General features: G+C 72.6%; 15 protein-coding genes and 1 tRNA gene. 12 read left to right on the top strand and 4 right to left on the bottom strand.

What is annotated here, in order from left to right:
• Nucleotides 1-34: 34 nt before the first annotated feature.
• Nucleotides 35-676 (bottom strand): histidine phosphatase family protein, encoded by a 642-nt coding sequence (locus tag DEI93_RS08590; RefSeq protein WP_111009082.1) that lies wholly within the window; start codon nucleotides 674-676, stop codon nucleotides 35-37.
• A gap of 52 nt (nucleotides 677-728) precedes the next feature.
• Nucleotides 729-1,589, bottom strand: coding sequence for a Sir2 family NAD-dependent protein deacetylase (locus tag DEI93_RS08585; RefSeq protein WP_111119365.1), 861 nt, complete (start codon nucleotides 1,587-1,589; stop codon nucleotides 729-731).
• A gap of 58 nt (nucleotides 1,590-1,647) precedes the next feature.
• Here DEI93_RS08585 and DEI93_RS08580 point away from each other — a divergent pair, with 58 nt between their 5' ends.
• The gene (locus tag DEI93_RS08580) at nucleotides 1,648-2,469 is read left to right on the top strand and encodes a TrmH family RNA methyltransferase (protein ID WP_111013294.1); all 822 of its coding nucleotides are present in this window, start codon (nucleotides 1,648-1,650) and stop codon (nucleotides 2,467-2,469) included.
• 32 nt (nucleotides 2,470-2,501) lie between these two features.
• Nucleotides 2,502-3,734 carry a D-alanyl-D-alanine carboxypeptidase family protein gene (locus DEI93_RS08575; protein WP_181434798.1) on the top strand — a complete coding sequence of 411 codons (1,233 nt, stop codon included), beginning with the start codon at nucleotides 2,502-2,504 and terminating at the stop codon, nucleotides 3,732-3,734.
• A 13-nt stretch (nucleotides 3,735-3,747) separates the two neighbouring features.
• Here DEI93_RS08575 and DEI93_RS08570 read toward each other — a convergent pair whose 3' ends face one another.
• A complete protein-coding gene (locus DEI93_RS08570; RefSeq protein ID WP_111035953.1) occupies nucleotides 3,748-4,542 on the bottom strand; it encodes an SGNH/GDSL hydrolase family protein in 795 nt (264 codons plus the stop codon).
• Nucleotides 4,543-4,565: 23 nt separating this feature from the next.
• Between DEI93_RS08570 and DEI93_RS08565 the strand changes: the two genes are divergently transcribed.
• The 8 genes from DEI93_RS08565 to DEI93_RS08530 all read left to right on the top strand — a co-directional run bounded on the left by DEI93_RS08565 (nucleotide 4,566) and on the right by DEI93_RS08530 (nucleotide 14,960).
• Nucleotides 4,566-5,741: an acyl-CoA dehydrogenase family protein gene (locus DEI93_RS08565; RefSeq protein ID WP_111119364.1), complete on the top strand. Its 1,176-nt coding sequence runs from the start codon at nucleotides 4,566-4,568 to the stop codon at nucleotides 5,739-5,741.
• Between the two features lie 55 nt (nucleotides 5,742-5,796).
• Nucleotides 5,797-8,178: an FUSC family protein gene (locus DEI93_RS08560; RefSeq protein ID WP_111119363.1), complete on the top strand. Its 2,382-nt coding sequence runs from the start codon at nucleotides 5,797-5,799 to the stop codon at nucleotides 8,176-8,178.
• A 132-nt stretch (nucleotides 8,179-8,310) separates the two neighbouring features.
• Nucleotides 8,311-9,564, top strand: a complete 1,254-nt coding sequence (dinB, locus tag DEI93_RS08555; protein WP_181435990.1) for a DNA polymerase IV — start codon at nucleotides 8,311-8,313, stop codon at nucleotides 9,562-9,564.
• Between the two features lie 26 nt (nucleotides 9,565-9,590).
• Nucleotides 9,591-11,396: a DEAD/DEAH box helicase gene (locus DEI93_RS08550; protein WP_111119361.1), complete on the top strand. Its 1,806-nt coding sequence runs from the start codon at nucleotides 9,591-9,593 to the stop codon at nucleotides 11,394-11,396.
• A complete protein-coding gene (locus tag DEI93_RS08545) occupies nucleotides 11,393-11,596 on the top strand; it encodes a hypothetical protein (RefSeq protein WP_111009074.1) in 204 nt (67 codons plus the stop codon). Before DEI93_RS08550 ends, DEI93_RS08545 begins: the two co-directional genes overlap by 4 nt.
• A 120-nt stretch (nucleotides 11,597-11,716) precedes the next feature.
• Nucleotides 11,717-13,045 (top strand): NAD(P)/FAD-dependent oxidoreductase, encoded by a 1,329-nt coding sequence (locus DEI93_RS08540; protein ID WP_111009073.1) that lies wholly within the window; start codon nucleotides 11,717-11,719, stop codon nucleotides 13,043-13,045.
• Nucleotides 13,046-13,183: 138 nt separating this feature from the next.
• Nucleotides 13,184-14,332: a zinc-dependent alcohol dehydrogenase gene (locus tag DEI93_RS08535; protein ID WP_111009072.1), complete on the top strand. Its 1,149-nt coding sequence runs from the start codon at nucleotides 13,184-13,186 to the stop codon at nucleotides 14,330-14,332.
• A 40-nt stretch (nucleotides 14,333-14,372) separates the two neighbouring features.
• Complete coding sequence (locus DEI93_RS08530; RefSeq protein WP_111009071.1) at nucleotides 14,373-14,960, top strand: hypothetical protein; 588 nt, start codon at nucleotides 14,373-14,375, stop codon at nucleotides 14,958-14,960.
• A gap of 99 nt (nucleotides 14,961-15,059) precedes the next feature.
• On the opposite strand, the gene DEI93_RS08525 is transcribed toward DEI93_RS08530, so the two are convergent.
• Nucleotides 15,060-15,145, bottom strand: a tRNA-Leu gene (locus DEI93_RS08525).
• Nucleotides 15,146-15,313: 168 nt separating this feature from the next.
• Here DEI93_RS08525 and DEI93_RS08520 point away from each other — a divergent pair.
• Both DEI93_RS08520 and mshC read left to right on the top strand, forming a co-directional pair.
• The gene (locus DEI93_RS08520; RefSeq protein WP_111119360.1) at nucleotides 15,314-16,639 is read left to right on the top strand and encodes a M20/M25/M40 family metallo-hydrolase; all 1,326 of its coding nucleotides are present in this window, start codon (nucleotides 15,314-15,316) and stop codon (nucleotides 16,637-16,639) included.
• A complete protein-coding gene (mshC, locus tag DEI93_RS08515) occupies nucleotides 16,639-17,904 on the top strand; it encodes a cysteine--1-D-myo-inosityl 2-amino-2-deoxy-alpha-D-glucopyranoside ligase (RefSeq protein ID WP_111119359.1) in 1,266 nt (421 codons plus the stop codon). The genes DEI93_RS08520 and mshC overlap by 1 nt, the downstream gene beginning before the upstream one ends.
• The last annotated feature ends 27 nt before the right edge of the window (nucleotides 17,905-17,931 follow it).

Genomic DNA, 17,931 nt, shown 5'->3' with positions numbered 1-17,931 from the left:
CCGGACCGAGGTGGGAGCGCCAGCCCGGCGGCCGTCAGTCGCCCTCGGCCTCGAGCGGGTTCTGGTACGCGAACTCGTACCGCCCGGGGGCCTCGGACTGGTCCTCGATCGGGTCGTCGAACCGGACGAGTTCCCCGCGGAAGCGCTCGGGGTCCCAACGGAACGAGTGGATCGACCCGTTGCGGATCGGCGTCGTGAAGGAGTCGGCGGTACCCGGGGCGAGCTCGTTCACCACGGCACGGATCACCGCTCCGTGCGTCGCGACGACGACCGCGCCGGCATCGAACCGGATCGCGATCTCGCCGAGCGACTCGAGCACGCGGGCGAGCAACGCCGAGCGCGACTCGCGGCCGGGCACCGATCCGTCCGGGAACCGTTCGCGGATCTCGACGTCCGTCAGGCCCTCGGCCTCGCCGTACGACCGCTCGACGAGACCGTCGTCCGTCGACGGAGTGGGCAGTCCGAGCCGGGAGGCGATGATCGCGCCCGTCTCGAACGCCCGGGACAGCGGGGACGCGAGCACGGCGTCGAACCGGCGACGCACGAGCAACGCACCGGCGGCGGCTGCCTGTCGGCGCCCGGTCTCGTTCAGTGGGATGTCGGTCGACCCCTGGATGCGGCGCTGCTTGTTCCAGTCGGTCTCGCCGTGCCGCACGAGGTACAGGAGGGTCGTCACCGTTCGTCCCTTCCGCGGCGATGCGCCGTCCGTGGTGGCGTCGGCGACGCGGTCAGTGCAGGAGTCGGTGGCGCAGCGCCGTCAATGTCTCGGTGGTGCCTGCGTCGAGCCTAGCCACCGCCCGACGGTCACTGCGCGTGGCACCCCGGTTCACGATGACGACGGGCTTGCGGCGACGAACAGCGTGGTCGACCAGCCGGACGCCCGAGTTGACGACGAGGGACGACCCGACCACGAGGAGCGCGTCCGCGCCGGCGACGATCGAGACGGCCTCGTGGAACTTCTCGACCGGCACGAACTCGCCGAAGAACACGACGTCGGGCTTGAGCACGCCGCCGCACACCGAGCACGCGGGGACACGGAACCGGTCGGCACCCGTGATGTCGACGTCGCCGTCCGGCGCGAGCGTCACCGTGCCGGGTTCGTCGATCCAGGCGTTCTCCCGGTCGAGCACCGCTGCGAGATCCGAGCGTGCGAACGCCTGCCCGCAGCGCAGGCACACCACGCGGTCCATGGACCCGTGGAGCTCGACCACGCGGCGCGACCCGGCCCGGAGATGGAGACCGTCGACGTTCTGCGTGACGATCCCGCTCACGACACCGGCCGCCTCGAGGTCGGCGAGCACCCGGTGCCCGTCGTTCGGCCGGGCGGACGAGAACGTGCGCCAACCGAGGTGGCTCCCGGCCCAGTACCGCCGGCGCCTCGCCGGGTCGGCGGAGAACTCCTGGAACGTCATCGGCGTGCGCGCCACGCGGCCCGCACCCCGGTAGTCGGGGATCCCGGAGTCCGTGCTGATCCCGGCCCCCGAGAGCACGGCGATGCGCTTGCCCCGCAGCGTCTCGACGACGCGGTCGAGGTCGTCACCCTGCTGGGGTGCGCCTCGCTCGAGGTCGCCCGCCTCCACCCGCTCCATCGGCTCCACGGTACCCTCAACAGCCCACGACCCCGATCGCTTCCCGGAGGACCATCCCGTGCAGACGGTGCGCATCGACGCCCTCGACGACCCGCGACTCGACGACTACGCCCGCCTGACCGACGTCGCGCTCCGACGCGTGCGGGAGCCGGAGGGTGGGCTGTACATCGCCGAGTCGAACACCGTGATCGAGCGTGCCCTCGCCGCTGGGCACGTGCCTCGGAGCGTGCTCGTGCAGGAGAAGTGGCTGCCCGAGGTCCTGCCGATGCTGGCTGAGCACGACGGTCCGGTGTTCGTCGGTCCCGACGCCCTGCTCGAGGAGCTCACCGGGTTCCGCATGCACCGCGGTGCGCTCGCGGCGATGCAGCGACCCGCCGAGCCCGCACTGGCGGACGTCGTCCGGGACGCGCGTCTCGTCGTCGTGCTCGAGGACATCGTCGACCACACGAACGTCGGTGCGGTCTTCCGGTCGGTGGCCGGACTCGGGGCGGACGCCGTCCTCGTCTCGCCGCGCTGTGCCGACCCCCTCTACCGCCGGAGCGTGCGCGTGAGCATGGGGACGGTCCTCCAGGTCCCGTGGACACGGATCGGCGAGTGGGCGGACGCCGGGCCCGCGCTCCGGGCCGCGGGGTTCCACCTGGCCGCGATGGCCCTGACGGACGACTCCGTCCCACTCGACGCGTTCGTCCAGGACGTGCCCGAGCGCGTCGCACTCGTCATGGGCACCGAGGGTGACGGCCTGAGCGCGCGTGCCGTGGCCACCGCCGACACCGTGGTGCGGATCCCGATGGCGCACGGGGTCGACTCGCTCAACGTGGCGGCGGCGAGCGCCGTGGGCCTGTGGGCGGTCGCACACGCCCAGCGCGCGGCGCGCAGCTGATCCATCGCCGCCCACCCCTAGGCTGCTGTGCCGTGTCACGTGTCGTCCACCGGCCCCGCTCCGCGGTCCGGCGTCCCGTCCTGATCACCGTGGTCGCCGTGGTGCTCGTCGCGGTCGCGTACCTGGTCGCGGCGGCCGTCGTGCCCTTCGCGCCGGCGACCGTCTCGCGCGCGACCTACGCCGCACCCACGGCGACGCTGCCGGCGCTGTCGTTCCCGGGCTACGGCGCGACCGCGGTCGAGGCCCCGGGCTTCGCCGGGAGCCTGCAGACGAGCGGCGACACCGGTCAACGCTCGATCGCGAGCATCAGCAAGGTGGTGACGGCCCTCGTGGTGCTGCAAGCGCACCCACTGACGACCTCGGACGACGGGCCGACGATCACGTTCACGGCCGCGCAGCACGCCCTGTACGACCAGTACCTCGCCCTGGACGGCGAGGTCGCGGCCATGCCGGTCGGTCTCCGGTTGAGCGAGCGGCAGGCGTTCGAGGTCATGCTCATGAAGTCCGCGAACAACTACGCCGGGGCGCTGGCCCTGTGGTCGTTCGGGTCGATGGACGCGTACCGCACGGCCGTCCACGCCTGGTTGTCGGCGCACGACCTGGACCACACGACCATCGAGGAGCCGACGGGACTCGACCCGCACAACACCGCGACCGCGTCGGACCTCGTGCACCTCGGCGAGCTGGCGATCGCGAACCCCGTGGTGAAGCAGATCGTCGGCACGCAGCGCACGACCATCCCCACGGTCGGTCCGATCGAGAACTCGAACAAGCTGCTCGGGATGGACGGTGTCGAGGGCATCAAGACCGGGACGCTCGACCAGGCCGGTGCGTGCCTGCTGTTCGCCGCGACGTACCAGCGCGGCGGACGCACCGTCACGGTCGTGGGAGCGATGCTCGGCGGGAGGGACCACGACTCGCTCGACGTCGACGTGCGGCGGCTGCTCGACTCGGTCGCGGACAACTTCCACGTCGTGACCCTGACGAACCGCGGGCAGACGTTCGGCCACTACGCCACCCCCTGGCGGCCGCGGACGGACGCGGTCGCCGCCTCGGCGCGGTCGGTGCTCGTCTGGGGGCGGACGACGGTGACGGCACGCACTCGCCTCGAGCAGGTGACCTTCGGCCGTCGCGGCGAGCGGGTGGGCACCGTGCGGTTCACGATCGACCACCACGCCCCCGTCACGGTGCCGCTCGAGCTCGACGCGTCGATCACGGAGCCCGACCTGTGGTGGCGCTGGACGAACCCGTTCCAGGGGGCCTGAGGCCGTCAGCGCGTCAGGGCGTGTCGGAGCGGTGCTCGAGCACCGTCTGGAGTTCGGGCCGCTTCGGCTCGACTCCGTCGCCCGAGGACGTGTGCCGGATCCGCCGGACGACCCACGGCACGAGGTACTCCCGCGCCCAGCCGAGGTCCTCGACCCGCGCCTCGCGCCACGGCCGAGCCGCCAAGGGCTCCGGCTGCCACGGCGCCAGCTCGTGTTCGACCCCGAGGGTGTCGAGCACGGCCGCGGCGACGGTGGCGTGCCCGACGGGGGAGTGGTGGAGGCGGTCGGGCGCCCACATGCGCGGGTCCCGGAGGACGCGGAGCGCCCACATGTCGGCCACGAGTGCGCCGTGCTTGAGCGCGATCGCGTGCAGGTGCTCGTTGTAGATCGCCGCCTTGCCGCGGACGAGTCCGAGCACCGGCGTGGTCCCGACGTCGGGCCCGGTGAACAGGACGACGGTCGCGCCGTCCCGCCGCAGGGTGGCGATGAGCCCGTCGAAGCGCTCGGCGACCTCGTCCGGGTCGCTGCCGGGACGGATGATGTCGTTGCCGCCCGCCGAGACCGTGATCAGGTCGGGCCGCAACGCCAACGCGTGTTCGGCCTGTTCGTCGATGATCTGTTGCAGGAGCCGCCCGCGGATCGCCGTGTTCGCGTACGCGAAGTCGACGGTCTGGTTCGCGAGCACCTCGGCGACGCGATCCGCCCACCCTCGATGGCCACCGGGGACGCTCGGGTCAGGATCCCCGATGCCCTCGGTGAACGAGTCACCGATGGCGACGTACCTGGACCACGGATGCCGATCTGTCACGACCACAAAATAGTCTCGTCCTCGTGACCGACACCACCGCGTCCAGTCCGGGCTGGGAGCTCGACGACGCCCTGCTCGCCCGCATCGCCGCCCGCGCTCCCGGGTACGACCGTGACGGCCGGTTCTGCACGGAGGACCTGGCCGAGCTCCGCGACGCGGGGTACCTGCGCGTGGGCGTGCCGGTCGGCTCGGGAGGCGGGGGGCTGGGTCTCCGGGACACCGCGCGGATCCAACGACGGCTCGCCGCGGCGGCACCGGCCACCGCGCTCGGGCTGGGCATGCACCAGGTGTGGGTGCAGGCCGCCCGCGCCGTGGGCGCCAGGGGCGAGTCGTTCCTCCAGATCGTGACGGACGCGGCGGCCGCCGACCGGCTGCTCGCCTTCGGCGTCAGCGAGGCGGGGAACGACGCGGTCCTGTTCGACTCGACGACGCGTGCCGAGTCCGACGGTGCCGGGGGATGGCGGTTCACCGGTCGGAAGTCGACGGTGTCCCTCGCGCCGGCGTGGGACCTGCTCAGCGTGTTCGGCCGGGACGACAGCGACCCGGGCGCCCCGGTGCTCGTGCACGGGTTCGTCGAGCGGGAGCAGCCCGGGCACCGCGCGCTCGGGGACTGGGACACGCTCGGCATGCGGGCCACGCGGAGCGACGCCACCGAGCTCGACGGCGTCCACGTGCCCGCCGACCGGATCGTCCGCGTGCTGCCCGTCGGGCCCTCCGCGGACCCGTTGGTCTTCGGGATCTTCGCGGCGTTCGAACTGCTCGTCGCCGCGGTCTACGCCGGCATCGCCGAGCGGGCGCTGGCCCTCGCCGTCGAGGGCGTCGGGCGACGGACCGCGCTCGACGGCTCGCCCCGGTCGTCCGATCCGGACGTCCGTCGGGCGTTGGCCGATGCGCAGGGCGCGGTGGACGCGGTGGTCCTGCAGATCGATGCGTTGACGCGGGACGTCGACGACCTCGTCGACCACGGACCCCGGTGGTTCCCGCTGCTCGTCGGCACGAAGGCGCGCTCCGTCGACACCGCGGCTCACGTCGTCGACGAGGCCATGCGCGTCGTCGGCGGGGGCGCGTACCGGGCCGGGGCGGAACTCGCGCGGCTGGCGCGGGACGTCCGCGCGGGGCAGTACCACCCGTCCTCCCGGGACTCCGCCGCCCGGACGATCGCGGCGGCCCTGCTCGGGCCGGTCCCGGCGCCGCACTGAAGGTCGTTCCGGTCCGGTACCATTGCCAGGGGACCACGACAGGAGGCGGCACCGGGTGACGAGCGCGACCGACCGATCCCGGGCCTCCCGGCTCGCACCCGAGCGGATCGCGCGTCCCGGTCGCCGACGGCGGGTCGTCGACCGCGTCCTCATGCTCGACGTCGGCCTCGTCCGGACCCAGAGCGCGCTGCGGACCCTGCTGTGCGTGCCCGCCGGGATGGCGGTCGGTCTCGCCCTCGCCTCCGCGGTCGGCCTGCCCGGCGTCCTCGGCGTGCTCATCGGGGCGATGCCCGCCTTCATCAGCTGCCTCATCATCAACGACGTCAGTGCCGGGCGCATCGCCGCGCGGACGGGTGCTGTGGTCGTGCCGTTCGTCGTCGCCTTGTTCGCGAGCGTCGCGCTCGATCGGTTCCACGTGCTCGAGCTCGCGCTGATCGTGGTGCTGTTGTTCGTGCAGTTCGCCGCGATGGGCTGGGGACCGTGGGCGACCGACGCCGCCGCGGTGGTGTTCTCCGGGTACCTGTGCGGGCTCCTGACCCCGTTGCCAGCGGCGAGCGTGGCCGGTCTGGCACTCATCGGTGCCGGTTCCCTCGCGGTGACCGTCGTGATCCGCGGTGTGTTCCTGCGGCCCATGCCGTTCCGGTCCCTGCTGTGGACCCGGCGTGCCCTGCTCGCCTGGGCGACCGCCGTCCTCCGTGCCGCCGTCGACCTGCTCGCGGTCGGACCCGACGCGTCCCGGGAGCGGGTCCGGGCCGCCCGTCGCCTGCGCCGACGGCTCGACCGGTTCCAGGAGGTCGCGCTCACCGCCGACGGCATGCTCGCCGCTCCGGGTGCGGGACCGACGGGCGCGACCGCCGAGACGCTGCACCGGCTGCTGTTCGACACCCACCTCGCCGTCGACGGACTCGGCCGGACCGCCGAGACGCTCGCCGGGAGCGGGGCGCCCGACGACGTCCGAGCCGCGGTCGCGGAGGCGATCCGTACGGTCGTCCGCGGCGGCGGCGCGCAGGGGGCGACGGCGGCTGAAGGGATGCTCGCCCGGTTCGGGGTCACGCCGTCCGCCCGGGCGGACGGGTCGGCGCTGGCGCACGTCGTGCACCGCGCCGCCCTGCAGCTCGCCGACCTCGCCGCCGCCGCCCGCGCTTGGGGGACACTCCGCGCCGCGCTGCCGCGTGAGGGTGACGCGGTCCCGTTCCGGACACCGGTCGTCCTGGTCGGCGGACGTCCGTCCGGCGCGGTCCCCGTCCTCGACGACGCACTCGCCGACGGCATGACCGGCCCCTGGCGACGGTGGCACGTCTCGGCGTCCCTCCGCACCGGTATCCAGGCGGCGGTCGCGGTCGCGGTCGTGGAGCCGCTCGCGCTCCTGCTCGACGGCAGCCGGTTCTACTGGGGTGTGATCGGCGTCATGATCGTCCTCGCCGGCACGAACTCGACGCACGAGCGGGTGCGGAAGGCACTCCACCGCGGGGTCGGGACGGTGCTCGGCGGTGCGCTCGGGATCGTCCTCGTGCACCTGCTCGGCACGCACCACCCGTGGTGGACCGCCGGCATCGCGGTGTTCGCCCTCGCGGTCGGCACCTACGGGTTCGGCGGCGTCTACGCGATCTGGGTCACAGCGCTCGTGGTCGTGCTCTGCCAGGTGTACGCGTACGGCGGCAGTTTCACGGACACGCTGATCCCGTTCCGGCTCGCCGAGAACCTGCTCGGCGCCGCGGTCGCCGTCCTCGTGAGCGTGGTCGTCCTCCCGGTGGCGTCGGGCAGGATGGTCCGGAGCGCCGTGCGACGCCAGCTCGCGGCCGTGCGCTCGTTCGTCCTGTCCGCGGGTCTCGTCGATGTCGGTGGGGACGGTCCGCGCGACGCCGACCCCTCGGATCCGGATGCCTTCGACCTGCGGCGCCGGTCACGCGCCGTCGACGCCGCGACCTACCAGCTCGACGCGGTCATGAAGCCCATGGTGCGGTTCCCGTCCGGCGGTGCGGCCCGCACCGACGCGCGCACACGGGCGGCGCTGCAGTCGGTCGCCGTGTTCGCGCGCGAACTCGCCGGGAGGCCCGCTCCGATCGCGCGACCACCCGTCCCGGTCGTCGAGGCCCTCGCGCACGCCGCGGGGGTGCTCGCCACCTCGATCGACGCGCTCTCCGGCGCCGTGGGCAGCGGTCGTCAGCGCGGGGAGATCCGACGCGGCGACGACGCGTGGGTGCGTGCGAGCGACGCGCTCGACGCCGCCGTCGCGGCGACGCCACCCGGACCCGCGCACGAGTGGGTGCACGACCGGGTCCTGGCGCTCGGTCGTGTCGACGACGCGCTCGCGGTCCTGGCCGAGCGGAACGGACTCCCGGTCGCCGGCGTCGCCTCCGGAGCCACGAGCACGAGCGCCCGAGCACGCCGGGCCGCGGCGCTCGTCGAACGACACCTGCTCGCCACCGACCGCTGAGCGCTGAGCGCTGGGCGCTGGGCGCTGGGCGCTGGGCGCTGAGCGCTGAGCGCTGAGCGCCCCGGAGTTTGTCGGCGGCGCATGCCACCATGGTCGCGCGTTCGGCCGATGTCGATCGCGGAAGGACGTGGCGTGAGCAAGCAGGACGGCAGCACCCGCCTCGTCACGGAGGCCCCGACCGACGACACGACCGCGTCGGTCCTGCACGTCGACATGGACGCCTTCTTCGCCTCGGTCGAGTTGCTGGACCGTCCCGACCTCGTCGGCAAGCCGGTCATCGTCGGGCACGACGCCGAGCGCTCGGTCGTCACGGCCGCCACGTACGAAGCGCGTCGGTTCGGGGTGAACTCCGCGATGCCGATGGCGATCGCCCGCCGCCGCTGCCCCCAGGCGATCGTCGTCGAGCCGCACTTCGAGAAGTACCGGACGAACTCGCGACGCGTCATGGAGATCCTCGATCGCTACACGCCGCGGGTCGAACGCCTCGGGATCGACGAGGCATTCCTCGACGTCCGGGGGGCGCTCCGCCTGCACGGCACCCCGTGGCAGGTCGGCACCGCCATCCGCGCCGAGGTCCACCGCGAGACCGGCCTGCGCTGCTCCGTCGGCGCCGCCGCCACCAAGTTCGTGGCGAAGCTCGCGTCGAGCCGCGCGAAACCGGACGGGATCCTCGTGGTCCCGGAGGCCGACACCGTCGCGTTCCTGCACCCGCAGCCGGTGTCCGCGCTCTGGGGTGTGGGCGGCAAGACAGCCGAGGTGCTCGAGCGGCGCGGCATCCGCACCGTCGGGGACCTCGCGACGACCCCGGTCGCGTCGCTCGTGTCCGCCGTCGGGCCCGCGATGGGCAACCGCCTGCACGAGCTCGCGTGGGGGCGCGACCCGCGGGTGGTCGAGAGCGGCTCTGTCGAGAAGTCCGTGGGCCACGAGGTCACCTTCCCGACCGACGTCACCGACCGCGACGAGCTCGCCCGGGAGCTCCTGCGCCTCGCCGACCGGGTGGCCGCTCGCCTGCGGGCGGCGGGCCTGCGCGCGCGGACGATCGCGCTCAAGGTGCGGTACACGGACTTCACGACGCTCTCACGGTCGCGCACCCTGCCCGAACCCACGGACGTCGCGCGCCGCATCCACCGCGAGGCCGTCGACCTCTACGACGCCCTGCACCGGCCCGGACACCGGATCCGGCTGATCGGTGTGCGGGGCGAGAACCTCGCGCCCGCGGGCGCGAGCAACGCGCTGTGGGACGACGACGCGCCGTGGCGCGAGACCGAGACGACCGTCGATGCGGTGGCCGCGCGGTTCGGCGCGGGGATGGTCCGGCCCGCCTCCCTCGTGCGTCCGCAAGCGGCGCCCCACGCTCCGCACGCCCGACAGGACGGCGAGGCGTGACGGCACGGCCGGTAGACTCCCGTGGAGTGAGTGCAGGGGAGTCGAGCCAGGAGGCCGCGGGCAACGCAGCGGCCGAGCACCTGTCGCCCGCGTTCCCGGACCGTGCCGCCTGGGGCACCGCGTCGAAGCTCCGCGCCTGGCAGGTCGAGGCGTTGACCAAGTACTTCGAGACCGAGCCGCGTGACTTCCTCGCCGCCGCGACACCGGGCGCCGGCAAGACGACCTTCGCCCTCCGACTCGCCACCGAGCTCCTGGCGCGGAACACCGTCGACCGGATCGTGGTCGTCGCCCCGACGGAGCACCTGAAGCGGCAGTGGGCGGACGCGGCCGACCGCGTGGGCATCCGGCTCGACCCGATGTTCAAGAACGGCGACGGCATGTTCGGTCGGCACTACCAGGGCATCGCGATCACCTACGCCCAGGTCGGCATGAACCCCGAGGTCCACCGCCGGATCACCGAGGGTGGGCGCACGCTCGTCGTCCTCGACGAGGTCCACCACGGCGGTGACGCCCTCACCTGGGGCGACGGCATCCGCGAGGCTTTCGGAGCCGCGACCCGACGACTGTCGCTGAGTGGCACGCCGTTCCGCTCGGACACCAACCCGATCCCGTTCGTGAGCTACGCACCGGACGACGAGGGCATCCGGACCTCCATCGCGGACTACAGCTACGGCTACGGCCGAGCGCTGCAGGACGGCGTCGTCCGCCCCGTGTTGTTCATGGCCTACGCGGGCCAGATGCGCTGGAAGACCCGCATGGGGGACGAGATGTCGGCCTCGCTCGGCGAGCAGGTCACGAAGGACATCACCGCGCAGGCCTGGCGCACGGCACTCGCTCCTGACGGCGAGTGGATGACCGCCGTGCTGTCGGCCGCCGACAAGCGGCTCACCGAGGTCCGGCGTGGGGTCCCCGACGCCGGCGGTCTCGTCATCGCCACCGACACGACGACCGCCCGGGCCTACGCCCGGATCCTCCAGCGGATCACCGGCGAGCGACCCACCGTGGTGCTCTCCGACGAGGCCGCGGCCTCCAGCCGCATCGGCGCGTTCGCGGCCGACGAGACCCGGTGGATGGTCGCGGTCCGGATGGTCTCCGAGGGTGTCGACGTCCCGCGTCTGTGTGTCGGCGTGTACGCCACGAGCGCGAGCACCCCGCTGTTCTTCGCTCAGGTGATCGGTCGTTTCGTGCGGGCACGTCGTCGTGGTGAGACGGCCTCGGTGTTCCTGCCGAGCGTGCCCGGGCTCATGGCCCTCGCGGCGAGCCTCGAACTCGAGCGTGACCACGCCCTCGACCGCCCCAAGGGCACGGACGACGGCATGTACAACCCCGAGGACGCCATGGTGGCCGAGGCGAACCAGGACTCCAAGGCCTCGGACAGCCTCCTCGACCTGCAGCCGTTCCAGGCCCTCGACTCGCAGGCGTCGTTCGACCGCGTCCTCTACGACGGCGGCGAGTTCGGGTCGGGCGGCGAGATCGGCAGCCTCGAGGAACTCGACTTCATCGGGATCCCCGGGCTCCTCGAGCCGGACCAGGTCCGCGAACTGCTCCGCCAGCGTCAGGCGACGCAGGCCAAGCGCGCGCGACGGGGGAAGGACGGCCAGCCGCGACCCCCGGAGCCCGAGCACCGACCGATGTACATGACGATCAAGGAGCAGCGGTCTGAGCTCCACCGGCTCGTGTCGATCTGGGCCCGGCACAGCAACGAGCCGCACGGCGCCGTGCACGCCGAGCTCCGTCGGATCAGCGGGGGACCGGCAGTGGCCCAGGCGAGCACCGAGCAGATCCAGAAACGCATCGACATCCTCCGGTCCCGGATCGGCAACCGCCGGTGATCGAGCCCGTCGACGAGCGCACCTGGTTCGTCAAGCGCGAGCCGGACGCCTCGCCCGAGGCCATCATCGACCGGTTCGGCGGCGGGTACCGACTCCGTCGCTTCTCGCTGACCGAGGCGCGACGGACCGCGCACGGCGTCTACACCGGCCTCGACATCGCCGAAGCGGCCTGGTGGCGACTCCGTCAGCGGCGCGGGTGACGCAGGTCGACCACGGCTCGGCGGCGACGCGCGCCGACGACGCGATCCGAGCCTCCCGGGACGTACGCCGGGCCGTCGGAAATGGTGACCGTCCGAGCCGATCTGGCGTAGACCGTATGCATGGCTGACTCGATCCCACACGTCCTCGTCCTCGGCGGCGGTTCCGGCGGTTACTCCACCGTCCTGCACCTGCAGAAGCAGGCCACCACGGTCCCGATGCGGATCACCCTCGTCGACCAGAACACGTACTACACGTACCTGCCGTTCCTGCCCGAGGTCGCCGGCGGGCACATCGCACCCCGCGACGTCACCGTGGAGCTCCGCCGTGCGCTGCGGCGCACCCGGGTCATCCAGGGCAAGGTGACCGGGATCGACAGCACGGCGAAGACCGTCTCGGTCGCCACGGCGGGCGGGGACGACCGCACGCTCGGCTACGACCACGTCGTCGTCGCCCTCGGTTCGGTCACCCGCGTGTTCCCGACCCCCGGTCTCGAGGAGCACGCCGTGGGGTTCAAGAGCGTCGAGGAGGCCGCGTTCGTGCGTGCCAAGCTCCTCGACAACATCGCCAAGGCCGCGGCCACGCGTGACGAGGAGGAGCGCCGCAAGCTCCTCACCAGCATCTTCATCGGCGGTGGCTACACCGGTGTCGAGGCGATCGGGGAGCTGTTCGACGTCTCGCAGGCCGCCATCGCGACCTACCCGTCGCTCGCCGGCGAGCAGCCCCGATGGGTGCTCATCGACGCGCTCGACCGCGTGGCGCCCGAGGTCGGCCCCGACCTGTCGAAGTGGACGCTCGAGTCGCTCCGCACCCGCGGGATCGACGTCCGCCTCAAGACCACGATGCCGAGCTGTGAGGGCGGGGTCGTCAAGCTCAGCGACGGCGACGAGTTCGCCGCCGGCCTCATCGTCTGGACGGCGGGCGTCAAGCCCAACCCGGTGCTCGACAACACCGATCTGCCGCGCGGGCCGAAGGGCCACCTGGCGTGCAACGCGAAGCTCCAGGTCGAGGACGAGCAGACCCACGAGGTGGTCGAGGGGGCCTGGGGCCTCGGCGACGCGGCACAGGTGCCCGACCTGACGGCGGAGAAGCAGCCGGCGTACTACCCGCCGAACGCGCAGAACGCGGTCCGGCAGGCGGTCGTCGTCGCGGACAACATCGTCGCGACGATCACCGGGCAGCCCATCCGCGAGTACCGCCACGTGTCGATCGGATCGGTCGCCTCGTACGGCATCGCGAAGGGCGCGGCCAACATCAAGGGCATCAAGATGACGAACCTCCCGGCCTGGGCTGCGCACCGCGCGTACCACGTGTACGCGATGCCGACCCTGAACCGGAAGGCGCGCATCGTCATCGGCTGGCTCACCGGTGCCGTGTCGGGTCGCGACTCGACGTCGCTCATCAAGGAGACCGACCCGCGGCGTGAGTTCGTGGACGCCGCGAACAGCTGAGTCACGCTCCGCTGACGCGGGAGACGGACGGGAGGGACGGTGCCGGTCGGCGCCGTCCCTCCCGTCCGTGGGCGGGGTACGTTCCTGGATCGCCGCCCAGCGGGCGTGGGGTGGACTCGGGACGTCGAGAGGAGACGCATGCGCGCCATGACCTACCGGGGGCCCTACCGGATCCGAGTCGAGGACAAGGACGTCCCTCGGATCGAGCACCCGAACGACGCGATCGTCCGCGTGACCCGAGCCGCCATCTGCGGCTCCGATCTGCACCTGTACCACGGCCTCATGCCGGACACGCGCATCGGGCACACCTTCGGTCACGAGTTCATCGGCGTCGTCGAGGAGGTCGGGTCCTCGGTCGAGCGGCTCCAACGCGGCGACCGGGTGATGGTCCCCTTCAACATCTTCTGTGGCACCTGCTGGTACTGCGCCCGCGGCCTGTACTCGAACTGCCACAACGTCAACCCCAACGCGACCGCGGTCGGCGGCATCTACGGGTACTCCCACACGACGGGCGGCTACGACGGCGGCCAGGCGGAGTACGTCCGGGTGCCCTTCGCGGACGTCGGTCCGCAGGTCATCCCCGACTGGCTCGACGACGAGGACGCGCTCATGATGACCGATGCGCTCGCCACCGGGTACTTCGGTGCACAACTCGGCGACATCGCGGAGGGCGACACGGTCGTCGTGTTCGGCGCGGGCCCGGTCGGTCTGTACGCCGCGAAGTCCGCCTGGCTCATGGGTGCCGGCCGGGTGATCGTCATCGACCAGCTCGAGTACCGACTCGAGAAGGCCCGCACGTTCGCGCAGGCCGAGACCATCAACTTCGCCGAGGTCGCCGACGTCGTGCTCGAGCTGAAGCGCACGACCGACTTCCTCGGTGCGGACGTCTGCATCGACGCCGTCGGAGCCGAAGCCGACGGCAACCTGCTGCAGCACGTCACCGCGACGAAGCTGAAGCTCCAGGGCGGTTCGCCCATCGCGCTCAACTGGGCGATCGACGGCGTCCGCAAGGGCGGCACGATCTCGGTCATGGGCGCGTACGGGCCGATCTTCAGCGCGGTGAAGTTCGGTGACGCGATGAACAAGGGCCTGACGTTGCGCATGAACCAGACCCCGGTGATCCGCCAGTGGCCGCGGCTGCTCGAACACATCCGCGCCGGGTACCTCAAGCCGAGCGAGATCATCACCCACCGCATCCCGCTCGAGCACATCGCCGAGGGCTACCACCTGTTCTCGGCAAAGCTCGACGACTGCATCAAGACCGTGATCGTGCCGGAGGGCGCGTGACCGGCGGCGACCGGACATCGCCGAACACGAGGAGGACCGCATGACCGACGACGAACCGCTCGCCTACCTGCCGGACAAGCCCCGCGACGTCCCCACGCCCGAGGAGCTGCGTGCTCGGATCCCAGGCTGGGGCGCCGACCTCGATCCCGCCGACCGGCCGGCCGTGCCGCGCCTCCGGTTCGACCCGTCCGCCACCGGTGCGCACTGGACGTTCCCGGAGCGACAGCCGGGTGCCGAGGGCCGCGAGCGCTCGATCGAGCACGCCTTCGTGACGCCCGTGTTCGGGACGGCGCAGCCGCTGTCCGGTGTCTCGGGTCTGATCCGCCGCGCTGCGTACGGGTTCTTCAGCGAAGGGCGTGCGGCGCACTGGCTGCTCCTCATCGCCGGGGACCGCGTCAACGTCGCGGAGGCGCGGATCGCCGCGGCCCTGCAGGGGTCGCCGGACCGGGTCGTGCACGAGACCGGGATCGCTGCCGAACGGGGCGGCCGGGGGATCGCCGAACGGCTGCGCTCGTCGCGGTCGGACACGCACCACACGTGGATCGACCCGCTGCTGACGATGGGGCCGTACGTGCTCGTGGGCCTCGTCGCGACCTCGCTGGTCCGGGGCCTGGTGCGTCGGCGCTGAAGCCGGGTCCGCCAGCGGCGGAGCCAGGACGCGGTGCACGAGCGGGGACGGCCACCGAACGAAGAAGCGGCTGGTCCCGATGGGACCAGCCGCTCGTCGTGTCCGAGGGGGGACTTGAACCCCCACGCCCTAATACGGGCACTAGCACCTCAAGCTAGCGCGTCTACCAATTCCGCCACCCGGACAGGGTGTCGACGCGGGTCCTGGGCCTTCCGGCCGGTCCCGCTGCCGAGGAACGACAGTAGCACGGATCGGCGGCGCGACCGCACACGGGCGCGCATCCCGGGCGCGCCCGCCCGGCCTGCCCGCACCGGCGGGCACCGTGGTCGTACGCGGACGGTACCGTTGGGGACATGACCGATGTGCAGCGACCGGCGGACGTCGACACGGAGCTCGAGGCCACCGCCGCCATCGCCCGTGACCTCATCCGGTTCGACACCACGAACCACGGCGAGGGGCGTTCGAACGGCGAGGCCGACGCGGCGGAGTACGTCGAGGCGCATCTCCGGGACCTCGGGCTGGAGCCGCAGCTGTTCGAGTCGGAGCCGGGCCGGGTCAGCGTCGTCGCACGGGTTCCCGGGCGCGACCGCGACAAGCCGGGGCTCGTCGTGCACGGGCACCTCGACGTCGTCCCGGCCGATCCCGCGAACTGGTCCGTGGACCCGTTCGGTGGCGTCGTCCAGGACGGCGCGCTCTGGGGTCGCGGCGCGGTCGACATGAAGGACATGGACGCGATGATGCTCACCGCCCTGCGGGACGTCATCGAGCGGCAGGGCGCACCCGAGCGCGACCTGGTGATCGGCTTCTTCGCGGACGAGGAGGCCGGCGGCGTTCTCGGCGCGCACCACGTCGTCGCGGAACACCCCGAGGTCTTCGCCGGGGCGACGGAGGCCATCAGCGAGGTCGGTGGTTACTCGATCACCCTCGGCGATCGCCGGGCCTACCTGCTGCAGACGGGCGAGAAGGCGCTCATCTGGATCAAGCTCGTCGCGCGGGGCACCGCCGCGCACGGGTCGCACGTGATGCGCGACAACGCCGTGACGAAGCTCGCCGCGGCCGTCGCGCGCATCGGGAGCCGCGAGTGGCCGGTCCGGATGTCCGACACGACCGACGCGATGGTGCGCGAGGTCGCCCGGTTCCTCGGGGTGGACCCCACGCGGACGGGACCGGACGAGGTCGCGCTGGCGACCGGTTCGGCCTCGCGCTTCATCCACGCGGCCCTGCACACGACGACGAACCCGACGCTCCTGCACGCCGGCTACAAGCACAACGTGATCCCCGACACCGCCGAGGCGCTCGTCGACATCCGGTGCCTGCCCGGCGACGAGGAGCAGGTGCTCGCCGAGGTCCGTGAACTCGCCGGGGACGACGTCGAGGTGCTGACGACGCACCGGGACGTCGGTCTCGAGACCGCGTTCGCCGGTCCGCTCGTCGACACCGTCCGCGCGGTCCTCGACCGGCACGACCCAGGCGCGCCGGTGCTGCCCTACCTGCTGTCCGGCGGGACCGACAACAAAGCGCTGTCGACCCTCGGCATCGCCGGGTACGGGTTCGTCCCGTTGCAGCTCCCCGGTGACATGGACTTCCCCGCGATGTTCCACGGCGTCGACGAGCGGGTCCCGCTGGCGTCGCTCGTGTTCGGGCGCCGCGTCCTCGCCGACCTCCTGGCGACCTACTGATGCGGGCCTGGGAGCACCCCGACGTCCCCGAGGTCTCCGGCGTCGGCAGCCGGCCTCGCGTGCACGACACCGCCACCGGCAGCCCGGTCGACCCGACGGACGGCGGCGAGCGCGCGACCATGTACGTGTGCGGCATCACCCCGTACGACGCGACCCACCTCGGGCACGCGGCCACCTACCTGGCCTTCGACACCCTGAACCGGGCCTGGCGGGATGCCGGACTCGACGTCGAGTACGTGCAGAACACGACCGACGTCGACGACCCGCTCCTCGAGCGCGCCGCGGCGACCGGCGTCGACTGGCGCGAGCTCGCCGCCTCGCAGATCGCGTTGTTCCGGCGCGACATGGAGGCGCTGCGGGTGCTCCCGCCGGACGAGTACGTCGCGGTCACCGACGAGGTCGAGCGCATCGGCGAGGCCGTCGCGTTCCTGCTCGAGTCCGGCCACGGCTACCGGGTGCCGACGGAGGGCGCGGACGGCGACGACGTGTACTTCGACGTCCAGCGCGCGACCGACGCCTGGTCGCTCGGTGCCGAGAGCGGCCTCGACCGCGACACCATGCTCGCGCTGTCGGCAGAGCGCGGTGGCGACCCGGATCGACCCGGCAAGCGTGACCCGCTCGATCCGCTGCTGTGGCGTGCGGCACGACCCGGCGAACCGACCTGGGACACCGCTGTGGGCACCGGGCGGCCCGGATGGCACATCGAGTGCAGCGTCATCGCGGGCGACCGCCTCGGTGCGCCCGTCTCGGTGCAGGGCGGGGGGAGCGACCTCGTGTTCCCGCACCACGAGATGAGCGCGGGCCACACGGCGGCGCTCGCGCACGCACCACTCGCACGCGCCTACGTCCACACCGGGATGATCGCCTACCAGGGCACGAAGATCTCGAAGTCGCTCGGCAACCTCGTGACCGTCCGCGGCCTGCTCGACGACGGCGCCGACCCGCGGGTCGTCCGCCTCGCGCTGTTGTCCCACCGCTACTCGGACGACTGGGAGTGGTTCGACAGCGAGCTGACGAGCGCGACCACGCGGCTCGCCTCGTGGGACGCCTGGGCTCGCGGCGTCGATCTGGAGGACCGGGGCGACGCCGACACGTCGGTGGCCGTCGCGAGCACGGCTCGGATCCGCGAGCGGGTCGCGGACGACCTCGACACGCCGGGGGCGGTCGCCGCGGTGGACACCGCGATCGCGGCGGGTGGCACGTGCACGGGCGAGCTCGTCGCGCTCGTCGACGCCGTGCTCGGGATCCGGATCGGACGACACTGACGGAGGACCCGGACCGGGGGTCCGGGG

The organism is Curtobacterium sp. MCBD17_035 (genome assembly GCF_003234815.2).
In the GTDB taxonomy this organism is placed as follows: domain Bacteria; phylum Actinomycetota; class Actinomycetes; order Actinomycetales; family Microbacteriaceae; genus Curtobacterium.
The sequence above is the reverse complement of the archived record's forward strand: the minus strand, read 5'-3'. Positions and strand labels throughout refer to the sequence as shown.

Coding starts and splice junctions, on each gene's coding strand:
- DEI93_RS08520 (WP_111119360.1), top strand. CDS start 15,314: ATGACCGATGTGCAGCGACCGGCGGACGTCGACACGGAGCTCGAGGCC.
- DEI93_RS08530 (WP_111009071.1), top strand. CDS start 14,373: ATGACCGACGACGAACCGCTCGCCTACCTGCCGGACAAGCCCCGCGAC.
- mshC (WP_111119359.1), top strand. CDS start 16,639: ATGCGGGCCTGGGAGCACCCCGACGTCCCCGAGGTCTCCGGCGTCGGC.
- DEI93_RS08540 (WP_111009073.1), top strand. CDS start 11,717: ATGGCTGACTCGATCCCACACGTCCTCGTCCTCGGCGGCGGTTCCGGC.
- DEI93_RS08585 (WP_111119365.1), bottom strand. CDS start 1,589: ATGGAGCGGGTGGAGGCGGGCGACCTCGAGCGAGGCGCACCCCAGCAG.
- DEI93_RS08535 (WP_111009072.1), top strand. CDS start 13,184: ATGCGCGCCATGACCTACCGGGGGCCCTACCGGATCCGAGTCGAGGAC.